13 protein-coding genes are annotated in these 14352 nt (G+C 63.3%); 3 read left to right on the top strand and 10 right to left on the bottom strand.

Annotation, left to right across the window (positions count from 1 at the left end; genetic code table 11):
* Positions 1-76: 76 nt before the first annotated feature.
* The 6 genes from OVA12_RS01790 to OVA12_RS01765 all read right to left on the bottom strand — a co-directional run bounded on the left by OVA12_RS01790 (position 77) and on the right by OVA12_RS01765 (position 7349).
* The gene (locus OVA12_RS01790; RefSeq protein WP_268133929.1) at positions 77-919 is read right to left on the bottom strand and encodes an ABC transporter ATP-binding protein; all 843 of its coding nucleotides are present in this window, start codon (positions 917-919) and stop codon (positions 77-79) included.
* A 129-nt stretch (positions 920-1048) separates the two neighbouring features.
* Complete coding sequence (locus tag OVA12_RS01785) at positions 1049-2374, bottom strand: ABC transporter substrate-binding protein (RefSeq protein WP_268133927.1); 1326 nt, start codon at positions 2372-2374, stop codon at positions 1049-1051.
* A 110-nt stretch (positions 2375-2484) separates the two neighbouring features.
* Complete coding sequence (locus OVA12_RS01780) at positions 2485-3561, bottom strand: branched-chain amino acid ABC transporter permease (protein WP_268133925.1); 1077 nt, start codon at positions 3559-3561, stop codon at positions 2485-2487.
* An 11-nt stretch (positions 3562-3572) separates the two neighbouring features.
* Positions 3573-4526 carry a branched-chain amino acid ABC transporter permease gene (locus OVA12_RS01775; protein ID WP_268133923.1) on the bottom strand — a complete coding sequence of 318 codons (954 nt, stop codon included), beginning with the start codon at positions 4524-4526 and terminating at the stop codon, positions 3573-3575.
* A 13-nt stretch (positions 4527-4539) separates the two neighbouring features.
* Entirely contained in the window at positions 4540-5370 is an 831-nt protein-coding gene (locus OVA12_RS01770; protein ID WP_268133921.1) for an ABC transporter ATP-binding protein, read from the bottom strand.
* Positions 5367-7349, bottom strand: coding sequence for an AMP-binding protein (locus OVA12_RS01765; RefSeq protein ID WP_268133919.1), 1983 nt, complete (start codon positions 7347-7349; stop codon positions 5367-5369). Before OVA12_RS01765 ends, OVA12_RS01770 begins: the two co-directional genes overlap by 4 nt.
* A gap of 400 nt (positions 7350-7749) precedes the next feature.
* On the opposite strand from OVA12_RS01765, the gene hemH reads away from it, so the two are divergent.
* From hemH to OVA12_RS01750, 3 genes are all read left to right on the top strand, one after another.
* Positions 7750-8805, top strand: a complete 1056-nt coding sequence (gene hemH / locus OVA12_RS01760; protein WP_442793838.1) for a ferrochelatase — start codon at positions 7750-7752, stop codon at positions 8803-8805.
* A gap of 164 nt (positions 8806-8969) precedes the next feature.
* Positions 8970-9959, top strand: a complete 990-nt coding sequence (locus OVA12_RS01755; RefSeq protein WP_268136960.1) for an SPFH domain-containing protein — start codon at positions 8970-8972, stop codon at positions 9957-9959.
* 3 nt (positions 9960-9962) lie between these two features.
* Positions 9963-10415, top strand: a complete 453-nt coding sequence (locus OVA12_RS01750; RefSeq protein ID WP_268133917.1) for an NfeD family protein — start codon at positions 9963-9965, stop codon at positions 10413-10415.
* 26 nt (positions 10416-10441) lie between these two features.
* On the opposite strand, the gene OVA12_RS01745 is transcribed toward OVA12_RS01750, so the two are convergent.
* The 4 genes from OVA12_RS01745 to OVA12_RS01730 all read right to left on the bottom strand — a co-directional run bounded on the left by OVA12_RS01745 (position 10442) and on the right by OVA12_RS01730 (position 14336).
* Complete coding sequence (locus OVA12_RS01745) at positions 10442-11296, bottom strand: OmpA/MotB family protein (RefSeq protein ID WP_268133915.1); 855 nt, start codon at positions 11294-11296, stop codon at positions 10442-10444.
* A 25-nt stretch (positions 11297-11321) separates the two neighbouring features.
* Entirely contained in the window at positions 11322-12089 is a 768-nt protein-coding gene (locus tag OVA12_RS01740; protein WP_268133913.1) for a motility protein A, read from the bottom strand.
* Between the two features lie 156 nt (positions 12090-12245).
* Positions 12246-13259 (bottom strand): KpsF/GutQ family sugar-phosphate isomerase, encoded by a 1014-nt coding sequence (locus tag OVA12_RS01735; RefSeq protein ID WP_268133911.1) that lies wholly within the window; start codon positions 13257-13259, stop codon positions 12246-12248.
* A gap of 168 nt (positions 13260-13427) precedes the next feature.
* Positions 13428-14336, bottom strand: a complete 909-nt coding sequence (locus OVA12_RS01730; protein WP_268133909.1) for a LysR family transcriptional regulator — start codon at positions 14334-14336, stop codon at positions 13428-13430.
* Between the last annotated feature and the right edge of the window lie 16 nt (positions 14337-14352).

Here is a 14352-nt window from a genome sequence, read left to right as displayed (position 1 = left end):
AACGGCGCTCACTCTCTGTTCCAGTCACCCGCACGGCCGGACATTCTCGGGTCTCCCGGCCCTGCGGCGGTCGTTGTCACGCAAGCCAGCGCTTGCGGCGCTTGTAATGCTTCACATTGCGGAAGGACTTGCGCCCTTCCCCACCGACGCCGAGGTAGAATTCCTTCACGTCCTCGTTCTCGCGCAGCGACTTGGCATCGCCGTCCAGCACGATGCGGCCGGATTCGACGATGTAGCCGTAGGTGGCGTAGCGCAGGGCGATGTTGGTGTTCTGCTCGGCAAGCAGGAACGACACGCCCTGCTGCTCGTTGAGCTGCTTCACGATCTCGAAGATTTCCTCGACGAGCTGCGGCGCAAGACCCATGGACGGCTCGTCCAGGAGGATCATGCGCGGCCGGCTCATCATGGCGCGGCCAATGGCGCACATCTGCTGTTCGCCGCCCGAGGTGTAGCCGGCCTGGCTGTGCCGGCGTTCCTTGAGACGCGGGAAATACTCGTAGATCATCTCCAGATCGGCCTTGATCGCACCCGAGCCGTCACGGCGGGTGTAAGCACCGGTCAGGAGGTTTTCCTCGATGCTGAGGTGGCCGAAGCAATGGCGGCCCTCCATCACCTGGATGCAGCCGCGGCGCACCAGATCATTGGGCGACAGGTCCTGGACGTGCTCGCCCTTGAACTGGATGTTGCCCTTGGTGACATCGCCGCGCTCGGCGCCCAGCAGATTGGAAATGGCCTTCAGCGTCGTGGTCTTGCCGGCGCCATTGGCGCCCAGCAAGGCCACGATGCCGCCTTCCGGAACCGTGAGGGACACGCCCTTGAGCACGAGGATGACGTGATCATAGATCACCTCGATGTTGTTCACCGACAGGATGGGGCTGCTGCCGGTCGGGCCTGACGTGGTCTCTGCATGTGCGGACATGGAACTCGTCTCCGGTCTCGCGTCTCTGGTGTCCGGGAAGGACCCCGCCGCACGGCGCGGCGGGATCTGTCGTGTCTGGCTGAGGTCAAGCCGGGCTCAGTTCGGGCCCGGCCCGGCCATCGGCCGGGCTCAGTTCGGGCAGGCTTCCGTGCGGGCCGGCCAGGGTGCGTTCTTTTCCGCGTAGTCCTTGGCAGCGGCTTCCAGGAGCGGGCGAACCTGCTCCTTCATCGGCTCGATCCAGTCGGTGGCCTTGACCCACTTCTTGCCGTCCCACTCCTGGATGAACACCGGATGCGAACCGGCGTGATCCTCGCAGGTGACCTTCATCGGATGGGCAAAGCCGGCGAGGCCGATTTCCTGCAAACGGGCTTCGGTGAGGTTCAGCGCCTCAAGGCCGATGCGCATGTCTTCGCCGGTCAGGACCTTCTTGCCGGTCTTTTCCTGCGCCGTGCGGATCGCCTCGGCGATGATCACCGAGTTGAGGACGCCGCGGTTGTAGAGCGCACCGCCGAAGGTTTCCGGGTTGGTCTGCGACTTGCCGGCATCAACGACGAGCTTCTTGATGTCGCCAAGTGCCTTGAAGTCGGTTCCGACGCCCGAGAAGTTGAGGGTCTTGAAGCCCTTGGCCGCTTCGCCGCCGGCACCGGCGTCTTCCTCACCGGCCGACCACCAGGCCGCAATGAACTTCTCCATCGGGAAGCGCGTCTTGACGGCTTCCTTGACGGCGGTCGGGTTCATCGCACCCCAGCCCCACATGACCATGTAGTCCGGACGGTCGCGGCGGATGTTGAGCCACTGCGACGACTGGTTCTGCATTTCCTTGGCCGGGACCGGGTACTGCACCAGCTCGAAGCCATAGTCCTTGGCGAGCTGCTCCAGGAGCGGGATCGGCTCGCGGCCGAAGCCGGCGTCGAGGAAGATGTAGCCGATCTTCTTGCCCTTCAGCTTGTCGAGGCCACCTTCCTGCTCGGCGATGTACTTGATGATGACCGAGGCGCCGTCCCAGTAGGTGACCGGCACGTTGTAGACCCAGGGGAAGGTGTTGCCGACGGCAGCGGCCGAGAGGCCGTAGCCCATGGACAGGACCGGGATCTTGTCGACGGCGGCTTTCGGGATGACCTGCAGCGTGATGCCGGTCGAATACGGGTTATAGACGAGCGCGCCCTTGCCCTTGGTGGCTTCGTAGCACTCGATGCCCTTCTGGCTGTCGTAGCCGGTTTCGCATTCCTCGATGGCGATCTTCACGCCGCCGATGCCACCGTCGCGCTCGTTGAGCATCTTCAGGTAGTCGTTCATGCCGTTGGCGATGTGAATGCCGGAGCCGGCGAAGGCGCCCGTGCGGTAGGTGAGCAGCGGGACGTAGTTGCTGTCCTCGGCCTGCGCCACGCCAGCCCCGAAGGGCGCGGCGAGGGTGAGCGACAATGCTGTTCCCAGTGCAATTGCTCTGAAGTTCATCTTGTTTCCTCCCAAATGACGGCAGGGATGTCCCGCGTCATCGAACCGACATCAGGCCTCCTCCCCCGGGTCGGTTCGCTTCCCCGGTTGGCCAAGCGTGGATGGGCCCGTCAGTACGGGAAGGGCCACACCCTGAGCTTCTGCTTGCCGATCTGCCACAGCCGGGCGAGCCCGTGCGGTTCGACGATCAGGAAGAAGATGATCAGCGCACCGACGATCATGAACGTCACGTGCTGGATCGATTCTGCGGCCACCTCGACGCCGAACAGGCCCGGCAGGAAGCGCAGGAACACCGGCAGGATCCAGATGAAGGCCGCGCCAAGGAACGAACCGGCGATGCTGCCGAGACCGCCCAGGATGACCATGAACAGGATCTGGAACGACAGGGTGATCGAGTAGGACGATGGTTCCGCCGCGTTGAGCCAGAAGAACACCATCATCGCGCCGGCGACGCCGCAGATGTAGGACGACACGGCAAAGGCGAGCAGCTTGGTCTGCAGCGGCCGCACGCCCATCAGCTCGGCGGCGATGTCCATGTCGCGGATCATCATCCAGGAGCGGCCGATGCGGCCACGGATAATGTTGGAGACGAGGATCGCCAGACCGACCGTGATGGCGAGCACGACGAAGTAGCGGGTCAGCGGGGTTGCCTCGGCACCGGTGACGATGACGCCGAAGACTTCGCGCTGCGGGATCTCGATCGCACCCGAGGCATTGTAGTTGTAGAGCCACGGAATGCGGATGAAACACCATTCCAGGAAGAACTGCGCCGCCAGCGTGGTGACGGCAAGGTACAGGCCCTTGATGCGCAGCGACGGCAGGCCGAAGACCGCGCCGATGCCGGCCGAGAACACACCCGAGACCAGCACCAGGACGATGACATTGGCATCGGGGAAGATCGAGGTCAGCTTGTAGGCCGCATAGGCACCAACGCCCATGAAGGCGCCCGAGCCCAGGGACAGCTGGCCGGCAAAACCGGTCAGGATGTTGAGGCCGATGGCGGCCAGGGAAAACACCAGGAACGGGATCATGATCGAGGTGAGGAAGAAATCATTCGCCAGCAAGGGGATGGCGACGAAGGCCACGGCCAGGATGATCCCCATGGCGATCCGGTCCTGCCGGATCGGAAAGAGGGCCTGATCTGCCTCGTAGGTCGCCTTGAACTGGCCTGCTTCACGGTAAAACATGGGTCAGGTCCTCACACGCGCTCGATGATGCGTTCGCCGAACAGGCCCTGCGGACGGAACAGCAGGAAGATCAGCGCGATGATGTAGGCAAGCCAGCTCTCGATGCCGCCGCCGACGAGCGGGCCCCAGTAGATCTCGCCCAGCTTCTCGCCGAAGCCGATGATGAGACCGCCGATGATGGCACCGGGAACCGAGGTGAACCCGCCGAGGATCAGCACCGGCAGAGCCTTGAAGGCGACGATCTCGAGGGCGAAGGACACGTCGGAGCGGGCGCCCCACATGATGCCCGTGGCCAGCGCCACGATGCCGGCGGCGAACCACACGATGGCCCAGATCTGGTTCAGCGAGATGCCGACCGACAGGGCCGCCTGGTGGTCATCGGCCACGGCGCGCAGGGCCCGGCCGATCCGCGTCTTGTTGAAGAACAGCGCCAGACCCGACACCATCAGGATGGCGATGACCGCCGCAGCGATGTCGATGTGCTGCAGCACGACAAGGCCACGCTCACCGAATTCGAAGGCGGTGGAGCCGGTCGGCAGCCACAGCTCTTCGGTGATCATGCGCTTGGGCTCACCGCCGAAGACGAATTCGCCAAAGCCGATGAGGAAATACGTCAGGCCGATGGTCGCCATCAGCAGGATGATGTCCGGCTGGTTGACCAGCGGCCGCATCACCACCCGTTCGATGCCATAGGCCAGAACGCCCATGACGCCGATGGTCAGGATCAGGGCCACGAAGGCCGGAATGCCCTGTTCGTGCAGGCCGACCAGCGTCAGGCCGGCGAACACCACCATGATGCCCTGCGCAAAGTTGAAGACGCCGGACGCCTTGAAGATCAGCACGAAGCCCAGCGCGATCAGCGCGTAGAGAATGCCGGAGACGAACCCTTCCCAGAGCACCTGGATCAGGAAATCCGGCTGCTCCGCCATCTGGACGAAGGGACTGACAAGAATATCGTAGAGCATGCTCCTGCCCCCCTTAATGCGACACGCCGAGATAGGCGTCGATGACTTCCTGGCTGGCCTGCACTTCGGCCGGGGGGCCGTCAGCGATCTTCTTGCCGTAGTCGAGCACGACAACGCGGTCGGACAGATCCATCACGACACCCATGTCATGTTCGATGAGGGCGATGGTGGTGCCGAACTCCTGGTTCACGTCGAGGATGAAGCGGCTCATGTCCTCTTTTTCCTCGAGGTTCATGCCGGCCATCGGCTCGTCCAGAAGCAGCAGCTCCGGCTCCATGGCCAGTGCCCGGCCCAGCTCGACGCGCTTCTGCAGGCCGTAGGGCAGCTTGCCGACCGGCGTCTTGCGGATCGCCTGGATCTCGAGGAAGTCGATGATGTCCTCGACCTTGCGGCGGTGGGCGATTTCCTCATCGCGCGCCGGGCCGTAATGCAGCACCTGCCAGAAGAAGTTGCGGTGCATCTTGAGGGTGCGGCCGGACATGATGTTGTCCAGCGTGGTCATGCCCTTGAACAGCGCCACGTTCTGGAAGGTGCGGGCGATGCCCTGGCTGGCAGCCTCATAGGGCCGCATCTTGCGGCGAACCTCGCCGCGCCAGGTGATGGTGCCTTCCTGCGGATGATAGAAGCCATTGATGACGTTGAGCATCGACGTCTTGCCCGCGCCATTCGGCCCGATGATGGCGCGGATCTCGCCCTTGCGGATGTCGAAGGAGATGTTGGTGATCGCCTTCACGCCGCCAAACGACAGCGACACGTTGTCGACCTTGAGCAGGACCTCGCGCTGGGGCTCTGGCGCCGCCACCGGTTCGGCCGGAATGACCTTGGCTGCAGTCACGGCGTTCATTCGGCGGCCTCCCGGAGCTGGTGTCGCGGTGCGTGGGGTGTCATGTCGCGGATTTCCACCGTGCCTTCGATGATGCCGGTGCGGCCGTCCTCGAAGGTCACCTCGGTACGCACATGGCGCGAGGTGGAGCCGTCGTAGAGCGCCTCGATCAGCGGGGCGTAGCGGTCGGCAATGAAGGAGCGGCGGACCTTCTGCGTGCGCGTCAGCTCGCCGTCATCGGCATCCAGTTCCTTGTGCAGGATCAGGAAGCGGCGGATCTGCGACCCGGCCATCATCGGCTCACCCGCCAGGTCCCGGTTCACCTGGTCAACGTGATCCTGGATCATGTTGTAGACCTCGGGATTGGCGGCGAGTTCCTGATAAGAGGCGTAGTTGACGTTGTTACGCTCGGCCCAGCTTCCCACGGAGGTCAGATCGATGTTGATGAAGACGGTGGCGAAGTCCTGCCCGTTGCCGAAGGCCACCGCCTCCTTGATGTTGGGGAAGAACTTCAGCTTGTTCTCGATGTATTTCGGCGCGAACAGCGCGCCGTCATTGAGCTTGCCGACGTCCTTGGCGCGGTCGATGATCTTGAGGTGGCCATTGTCCGCGATGAAGCCGGCGTCGCCGGTCAGCACCCAGCCATCCTCGGTCTTGGTCGCGCGGGTGGCCTCATCGTTCTTGTAGTAGGCGACGAAAACGCCGGGCGAGCGGTACAGCACCTCGCCATTGTCGGCGATCTTCAGCTCGACCTGCGGTGCCGGCTTGCCGACCGTGTCGCCATAGATCTCCCCGTCGGGCTGCAGCGTGATGTAGACGCTGGCTTCCGTCTGGCCGTAGAGCTGCTTCAAATTGAGCCCGAGCGAACGGTAGAAGCGGAAGATTTCCGGCCCGATGGCCTCGCCGGCGGTGTAGCCGACCTTGAGCCGGGTGAAGCCGATGCGGTTCTTCAGCGGACCGTAGACCATGATCTCGCCGAGGCTGTAGAGCAGCCGGTCGGTAAAGGGCACGCTCTCGCCGTTGAGGATCTTTTCGCCAGAGCGGCGGGCGACGTCCATGAAGAAGTCGAACATCTTCTTCTTCAGCCGGCCGGCATCCTCCATGCGGACCATGATGCGGGTCAGCATGCCTTCGAACACACGCGGTGGGGCGAAGAAATAAGTCGGCGCGATCTCGAGACGGTCGAGATCGACGGTCTCGAGGCTCTCCGGGCAGTTGACGCAATAGCCGGCAGTGTAGGCCTGGGCGAGCGAGAAGACGTGATCACCGATCCAGGCCATCGGCAGGTAGGCGAGTACTTCCTCGGTCTCGTCGAGCCGGTCGAAGGCATTGCCGTTGCGCGCCGAGATGACGAGATTGTCGAAGGACAGCATGACGCCCTTCGGCCGGCCGGTGGTGCCCGAGGTATAGAGCATCACCGCGATGTCCGAGCCCTTATGGCCGGCAAAGCCGTTTTCCCAGGCGGCGGCGGCATCTGCGTCCTTGTCAAGGACGGCGCGGCCCATGTCCTGGACGGCGGAAAAATGGCTGAGATGGGTGTGATCGTAATCGCGCAGGCCGCGCGGCTCGTCATAGACGATGTGCTTGAGGCTGGTCAGGTCCTCCATCGACAGGAGCTTGTCGACCTGTTCCTGATCCTCGACGATGGCAAAGCGCACTTCGGCATGGCTGAGGACATAGGACATCTCTTCAGCGACCGAGTCTGCGTAGACCGGCACCGGGATGGCCCCCAGAGCCTGCGCGGCGACCATCGACCAGTAGAGATGCGGCCGGTTGGCACCGACGATGGCGACCTTGTCACCCGCGGTGAGCCCGAGTTGACGAAGCCCGAGGGAAAAGGCGCGGGTCTCTTCAAGAACTCCGGCCCAGGTCCAGCTTTGCCAGATGCCGAAATCCTTTTCCCGCATTGCGGTCCGCTCCCCGAGATCCCGCGCATTGCGCAAAAGAATCTTCGGGAAGGTGTCCACGTCGCCTCCCGCGACGTTGGCCAGCCTTGCCATAGCGTGTTCCACCCTTGATGTGCGCCCCGTTCATCGGAGTCGCGCTTATGTTCGTATGGAACGACGGCTCCTCCCCGCTGTACAGCCCCCATTTCGAGGGGCTTGCAGCGGGCCGCTCCCACACGCAGGACGACGCTAGGCCAGGCAGATTTCGCCAGTATGTGCCGAATGTGACGAAATGTTTCGTTAACCCTCTCCATTGGGATGAGGGGGCCGGCAAACCGCCCGGCCACCCCCGTGTCAGAACCTGGGACAACACGCCGCGGACTGATCCGCAGGCGACAAACCGGCGTACTGGACAAGAATTGCGGGTGACTTATGTTGCCACAAAACAAAATGGCTGGCCGTTGGCCGCCTGCCGTGCCCCGGAGTACCCATGACATTCCAGTTCTCGCCCAAGATGCCGGCCAATGCCGCCGAAGAGATGCGCGCCGTGCGCCTGCCCGGGGATCACCCGCAGGTGAAGACGGGCAAGATCGGCGTGCTGATCGTCAATCTCGGCACGCCGGACGGCACGTCCTACTGGCCGATGCGCCGCTACCTGCGCGAGTTCCTGTCCGACAAGCGCGTGATCGAATGGCCGAAGGTGCTCTGGTACCCGATCCTCTATGGCATCGTGCTGATGACCCGGCCGAAGAAGTCCGGCAAGGCCTATGACGAGATCTGGAACAAGGAACTCGATGAGTCGCCGCTGCGCACCATCACCCGCAACCAGTCCGACAAGCTTGCCGCCCAGATGGGCGACCACGGCGGCCGGCTGGTGGTCGACTGGGCCATGCGCTATGGCAACCCGTCGATCCGCTCGCGCTTGGAAAACCTGAAGGCCGAGGGCTGTGACCGGATCCTGATCTTCCCGCTCTATCCGCAGTATTCGGCCGCAACGACCGCGACAGTGAATGACGAGGTCTGCAAGGCGCTGCTCGACATGCGCTGGCAGCCGGCGATCCGCACCGTTCCGCCCTATCATGACGATCCGGTCTATGTGGAAGCGCTGTCGCAGTCGGTGGAGCGCCATCTGGCCGGCCTCGATTTCGAGCCGGACGTGATCCTGACGTCCTACCACGGCATTCCGCAGTCCTACTTCAAGAAGGGCGACCCCTACCACTGCCACTGCATGAAGACGACGCGGCTGATGCGCGAGCGGCTTGGCATGGACAAGGAGAAGCTGCGGGTGACGTTCCAGTCGCGCTTCGGCCCGGAAGAATGGCTGCAGCCCTACACCGACAAGACCGTCGAGGCGCTGGCAAAGCAGGGCGTCAAGAACATCGCCGTGATGAACCCGGGCTTTGTCGCCGACTGCCTGGAAACGCTGGAGGAAATCGCCGGTGAAGCGGGCGAGATCTTCCATGAGGCCGGCGGTGACAACTTCACCCACATCCCCTGCCTGAACGAAAGCGACCTGGGCATGGCCGTGCTTGAGGCCGTGACGCGCCGGGAACTCTCCGGCTGGCTGTAACGGCAGTCCGATCCCGACCTTTTCGCGCGCCGCTCCTTTGAGAATGGGAAGCGGCGCGCAGGTACCTGTCGCATTTCAGCCTTTGCCGCTGGCCCTTGGGCGCGAACCGTCGCATACTCCGCCCGTTTTCCGGACGCGGAACACGGGAGCCCGGTATGCCGCAGATTGCTGGTTTTGATATTGCCCTGATCGTCCTTTTCCTTGTGGTGGTGCTGCTGTTCTTCGCCGGTGTGAAGACAGTGCCGCAAGGCTACAGCCTCACGGTCGAGCGCTTCGGGCGTTACCGCCGGACGCTGACCCCCGGCCTCAACATCATTGTTCCGGTGATCGACAAGATCGGCCGCAAGCTGAACATGATGGAGCAGGTGCTCGACGTTCCCTCGCAGGAGGTCATCACCCGCGACAACGCCACGGTCACGGCCGATGGCATCACCTTCTATCAGGTGCTGGACGCTGCCCGCGCCGCCTATGAGGTGGCAGGTCTCGAGAATGCCATCCTCAACCTCACCATGACCAACATCCGCTCGGTGATGGGCTCGATGGACCTGGACGAACTCCTCTCCAACCGCGACGAGATCAACACGCGCCTGCTGCGCGTCGTCGATGCGGCGGCAGAGCCCTGGGGCGTGAAGATCACCCGCATCGAGATCAAGGACATCAACCCGCCGCGCGACCTGGTGGATTCCATGGCGCGCCAGATGAAGGCCGAGCGCGACAAGCGTGCCTCGATCCTCGAAGCCGAAGGCAAGCGGCAGTCGGAGATCCTGAAGGCCGAGGGCGAGAAGCAGGCGCTGATCCTGCAGGCCGAGGGCCGCCGCGAATCCGCGTTCCGCGATGCAGAAGCGCGCGAGCGCGAGGCGGAAGCCGAGGCCAAGGCAACGAAGATGGTCAGCGAAGCCATCTCCTCCGGCGACATGCAGGCGATCAACTATTTCGTCGCGACGAAATACATCGAAGCCTTCAAGGAACTGGCGACCTCACGCAACCAGAAGACCCTGATCCTGCCGATGGAAGCAACCGCGCTGCTGGGATCGCTGACCGGCATTGGCGAGATCGCCCGCGAGGCCTTCACGCGCGACGGGGACAAGAGCAACGGCACTGGCAGTGGCACCGCGCCGCGCGTGCCGACGGTGCCGCCGAGCAGCGAGGCCTGAGCCATGGGCCTTGTGGAGCGGATCCTGTTCGAACTCGGTCCCTGGAGCTGGTGGGTGCTGGGGCTGGCACTGATCGCGCTGGAAGTCGTGCTGCCGGGAACCTTCTTCCTGTGGTTCGGCATCGCCGCGATGCTGGTCGGCGTCCTGGCGCTGATGGTGGACCTGTCGTGGCAGGTGGCGCTGGGGCTGTTCATCTTTCTCGCCCTGCTCAACCTGGTCGTCGGCCGCCGGCTGCTGCGCAAGGGCGAGGCCGTTGTCGGCGACCCGCATCTGAACCAGCGCGGCAGCCGCTATATCGGACGGGAGTTCGTGCTGGCCGAGCCGATCACCCAGAACGGCGGCAGGCTCTCCGTCGATGACACCGTCTGGCGCATCACAGGGCCGGAACTGGCCGCCGGAACGCGGATCCGCGTGACCGGCATCGACGGCGCACAGCTGGTGGTCGAGACAATCTGACCGGACGGACGGCCGCCGGCCTTCGCTCAAGGGTTATGGCCGAGCGGCAGCGGCGGCTCTTCCGACATCAGAAGAATGCTGACACGGCGGTTGGCAGCCAGGAACGGGTCGTTGGGGAAGAGCGGCTCGCTGTCCGCTTTGCCAACGACGGAAAAGATCTGGTCCTGCGGCACGCCATATTCGGTGAGAACCTGACGCGTGACATTGGCACGGTCGCTCGACAGCTCCCAGCTGGTGTAGGCCGGATCGACGGCTGAACTGCCGGTCGTTGTGTGGCCGGTGATCTGGATGCGGTTTGGCATCTCGGCCAGGACCGGAGCCATCTTGGTCAGGAGCTTGCGGGTGGTTTCATAGGGGTACTTCGCCCCTTCACGGAACATCGCGCGGCCATCCTGATCGACGATCATGATGTTGAGACCTTCCTCGGTCTCCTCGAAGATGATGTTCTGCGAAATCTCGGTGATTTCCGGCATTTCCTGCAGGGCCTGACGCAGGGAAGCTGCAGCCGTGGCGAACTGGCGCGACCGCTCGATGTCGGCTTCCAGCGTGTCATGGGTATTGGCTTCCGGGCCCTGCTTGCTCTTCTGCTCGTGGGCTTCGGAGGCGAAGTCGGAATCCATTTCCTGTTCGTTCTGGCTAACATTCTTCAGATAGTCGCGAACCGGAATGCCTTCGGACTCGATGATCCCGCTGCGGCGGGACGTTTCCTTCACGCCGAACGCATCCTTCATCGACCCCGAGACGATCTGCAGCTTCTGCTGGTTCTGGGTCGAGAAGGAGATGATGAGCACGAAGAAGCACACCAGAAGCGACATCAGGTCGGCGAAGGTCACGAGCCATTCGGGTGCGCCGCCGCCGCCTGATGGTTTTTTCCGGGCCATATCAGATTTCCTTAGGCATCAGGCTTCAAGCCGCATCAGCAAGGCTCGCCCTTGCCTTCTCCGGCAGGTAGGCAAGCAGCATTTCCTTGATCAACGCGGGCGACTTGTTTTCCCGGATCTGGCAAATGCCATCGATAAGCAGGGTCTGGTTGATTTCCTCGGTTTCCAGCTTGTCGTCGAACTTGTCGCAGAGCGGCAAGCAGACCACGTTGGACACGAGCGCGCCGTAGAGCGTCGTCAACAGCGCGACGGCCATGGCGGGACCGATGGCAGACGGATCGTCCATGCCGGCGAGCATCTGCACCAGACCGACCAGCGTTCCGATCATGCCGAAGGCCGGGGCACTGTCGGCCAGCGCCTTGTAGAAGCGCTTGCCCTGGGTCAGGCGAGTCAGCGTCAGATCACGCTCACGCTCCATGGACTCGCGGATGAAATCCAGTTCATAGCCGTCAGCGATGTACTGGGCACCCTTGGCAAGGCCCGGGTCAGAGACGTCAGCATTCTCGAGACCGAGCGGGCCGTTCTTGCGAACGATTTCTGCCAGACGGACGATCTCTTCGACCATGTCGCGCGGGTTCATGCCGCGTGACATGAAGCCGACCTTGACGCCGGCGCCTACGGCCGCACCGAGACCATTGAGCGGAAAGCGGATGATCGTTGCGAGAAAACCACCGCCGAACACGATGGCGATGGACGGGATGTCGATGAACTGACTGATCGTGCCACCGAACATGATGGCCCAGATCACAACGGCAAAACAGCCGACAATGCCGATGATTGACGCAAAATCCATGAGAGACCACACCCGGACTGGGGGCGAACATCGCCCATTCACGTGCGGCCAAATCTATGGCGGGTTTAGCTAATCAATCGCTAATGCTGTTGCAGATCGCAGTGAAGTGATTGCGCTGCGCACCACGATTTTTGCGGGGTCGCAATCTGCGCGGCGTCATGCCGCGCCGATGCGCAGAAGATCGTGCAGATGCAGGATGCCGACAGGGCGGCCGTCGTCGACGACAAAGACCGAGGTGATCGACGATGCGTTGATGAATTCGAGCGCGGCCGCCGAGAGCAGGTCGCCGGAAATCGACTTCGGCTTGCGCGTCATGATCTCGTCGACGGACTTGTCGAGGAAATTCGTCGAGATGTGCCGGCGCAAGTCACCGTCCGTGACGATGCCGACCAGTTTTCCGTCCTGATCGATCACACCGACGACGCCGAAGCCCTTCTGGGTCATCAGCACGATGGCATCACGCATCAGCGAGCCGAGCCGGATCAGCGGAACGCTGTCGCCGGAATGCATGATGTCACGAGCCAGACGCAGGCTGGCGCCCAGTTTGCCGCCCGGATGGAACACGCGGAAATCCTGCGCCGTAAAGCCGCGCGCCTCGAGCAGGGCGACGGCAAGGGCGTCGCCGATGGCGAGCTGCAGCAAGGTCGAGGAGGTGGGAGCCAAGCCATGCGGACAGGCTTCGGTCACCTTCGGCAGGGCAAGAACGATGTCGGCTGCCTTGCCCAGCGCGCTGGTTTCCGACGAGGTGATCGCCACCAGCGGCACACGGAAGCGGCGGGTGTAGGCGATGATGCTGGCGAGTTCCGTGGTTTCGCCCGACCAGGACAGGGCAAGCACCACATCATCCTGGGTGATCATGCCGAGATCGCCGTGGCTGGCTTCGCTGGCATGAACAAAGAACGCGGGCGTACCGGTGGAGGCGAGCGATGCGGCCATCTTGGTGCCGATATGGCCGCTCTTGCCGATGCCGGTGATGATGGCGCGGCCCCGAATGCCGCGCATCAACGCAATCGTGCGGGCAAAGGGATCGCCAAGACCGTTGCGCAAGGCAGCCCGCAAAGCGGTCAGCGCGGCAATTTCGGTCTCGATGGTGCGGTCTGCGGATGCAAGGCTTGCCTCTGCATCTGCGGCTGACACGGCATCCTGCGCCGGAAGATGTGCACTCTGCATCTGTCCTGTCCCGTTGGCTTGTTGTCGCCCTGGCCCCCGCCGTAACGAGGTTGTCTAAGCCAGCCGGACGTTTCAGGCAAGGGCCGCGCCTAACCGGCAAAGCATCCGCCTGCCGCGCCGCGTGTCAAGCGGTGCCATCCGCAGGCTTCAGGCGCGGCGCTTAACTGGTCAGCACATCTCGCCTGCGCGACGGCGTTCGCCGAACCAGCCCGCCAGAAAGTCGACGAAAGAGCGCACCTTGCCAGACAGATGGCGCCGGTGCGGATAGACCGCATAGATCGCAGGGCCGTCATGGTCGAAGCCCTGCAGCAGCGGGACCAGACGGCCCGACTGGATGTCCTGGTGCACGAACATGCGCGGCGTGCGCAGGAAGCCAAGGCCGCACAGCGCCGCATCGCGGGCGGCCGAGGCGCTGTTCACCTCAATCCGGCCACGCACGGGCACGGCAAAACGGTCGCCGTTTTCGGCAAAGTGCCAGTTGGACTTGTGCCGGTAATTGGTGTCGATGATGCAGGGCTTGCCGGAGAGTTCGCTCGGGTGTTCCGGGGTGCCGTGTTGGGCAAGCACGTCCGGCGTGGCGCAGACGACCGTGCTGAAGGGCGCGATCTTGCGGGCAATCAGACTGGAATCCTCCAGGTCCGTAACGCGGATGGCAACGTCGAAGCCTTCTTCCACCAGATCGACGAAGCGATCATCGAGGCGCAGGTCGATGGTGATCTCAGGCTCGGCGACGAGGAACTCCATGATCGCCCGGTTGATGAGGCCATCGCCCATTGACCGAGGAGCCGACACCCGCAGGCGGCCGCGTGCCTCGTGATGGGTGGACTGGACAGAGGCCTGCAGGTCGTCAATCCGCTGCAGGATGTCGGAGGCTTCCTTGTAGTAGGCCTCACCCACTTCGGTCAGCGAGATCTGGCGCGTGGTGCGGTTGAGCAGCCGGACGCCAAGTTCGTCTTCCAGTTCGCCGATGTATTTCGAGACCAACGCCTTCGAGCGGCCCATTTCCCGGGCTGCGGCGGAAAAGCCGTTGCTGTCCACCACCTGGATGAAGCAGCGCATGCGCGTGATGGCGTCCATTGCCTCGTCTCCCTTG

It is taken from the genome of Pannonibacter sp. SL95 (genome assembly GCF_026672425.1).
In the GTDB taxonomy this organism is placed as follows: domain Bacteria; phylum Pseudomonadota; class Alphaproteobacteria; order Rhizobiales; family Stappiaceae; genus Pannonibacter.
This window is presented reverse-complemented; position numbering and strand designations above follow the sequence as displayed.

Excerpts from the sequence above, each read along its gene's own strand:
- OVA12_RS01790 (WP_268133929.1), bottom strand. The coding sequence starts at position 919 with ATGTCCGCACATGCAGAGACCACGTCAGGCCCGACCGGCAGCAGCCCC.
- OVA12_RS01785 (WP_268133927.1), bottom strand. The coding sequence starts at position 2,374 with ATGAACTTCAGAGCAATTGCACTGGGAACAGCATTGTCGCTCACCCTC.
- OVA12_RS01780 (WP_268133925.1), bottom strand. The coding sequence starts at position 3,561 with ATGTTTTACCGTGAAGCAGGCCAGTTCAAGGCGACCTACGAGGCAGAT.
- OVA12_RS01775 (WP_268133923.1), bottom strand. The coding sequence starts at position 4,526 with ATGCTCTACGATATTCTTGTCAGTCCCTTCGTCCAGATGGCGGAGCAG.
- OVA12_RS01770 (WP_268133921.1), bottom strand. The coding sequence starts at position 5,370 with ATGAACGCCGTGACTGCAGCCAAGGTCATTCCGGCCGAACCGGTGGCG.
- OVA12_RS01765 (WP_268133919.1), bottom strand. The coding sequence starts at position 7,349 with ATGGCAAGGCTGGCCAACGTCGCGGGAGGCGACGTGGACACCTTCCCG.
- hemH (WP_442793838.1), top strand. The coding sequence starts at position 7,750 with ATGCCGGCCAATGCCGCCGAAGAGATGCGCGCCGTGCGCCTGCCCGGG.
- OVA12_RS01750 (WP_268133917.1), top strand. The coding sequence starts at position 9,963 with ATGGGCCTTGTGGAGCGGATCCTGTTCGAACTCGGTCCCTGGAGCTGG.
- OVA12_RS01745 (WP_268133915.1), bottom strand. The coding sequence starts at position 11,296 with ATGGCCCGGAAAAAACCATCAGGCGGCGGCGGCGCACCCGAATGGCTC.
- OVA12_RS01740 (WP_268133913.1), bottom strand. The coding sequence starts at position 12,089 with ATGGATTTTGCGTCAATCATCGGCATTGTCGGCTGTTTTGCCGTTGTG.
- OVA12_RS01735 (WP_268133911.1), bottom strand. The coding sequence starts at position 13,259 with ATGCAGAGTGCACATCTTCCGGCGCAGGATGCCGTGTCAGCCGCAGAT.
- OVA12_RS01730 (WP_268133909.1), bottom strand. The coding sequence starts at position 14,336 with ATGGACGCCATCACGCGCATGCGCTGCTTCATCCAGGTGGTGGACAGC.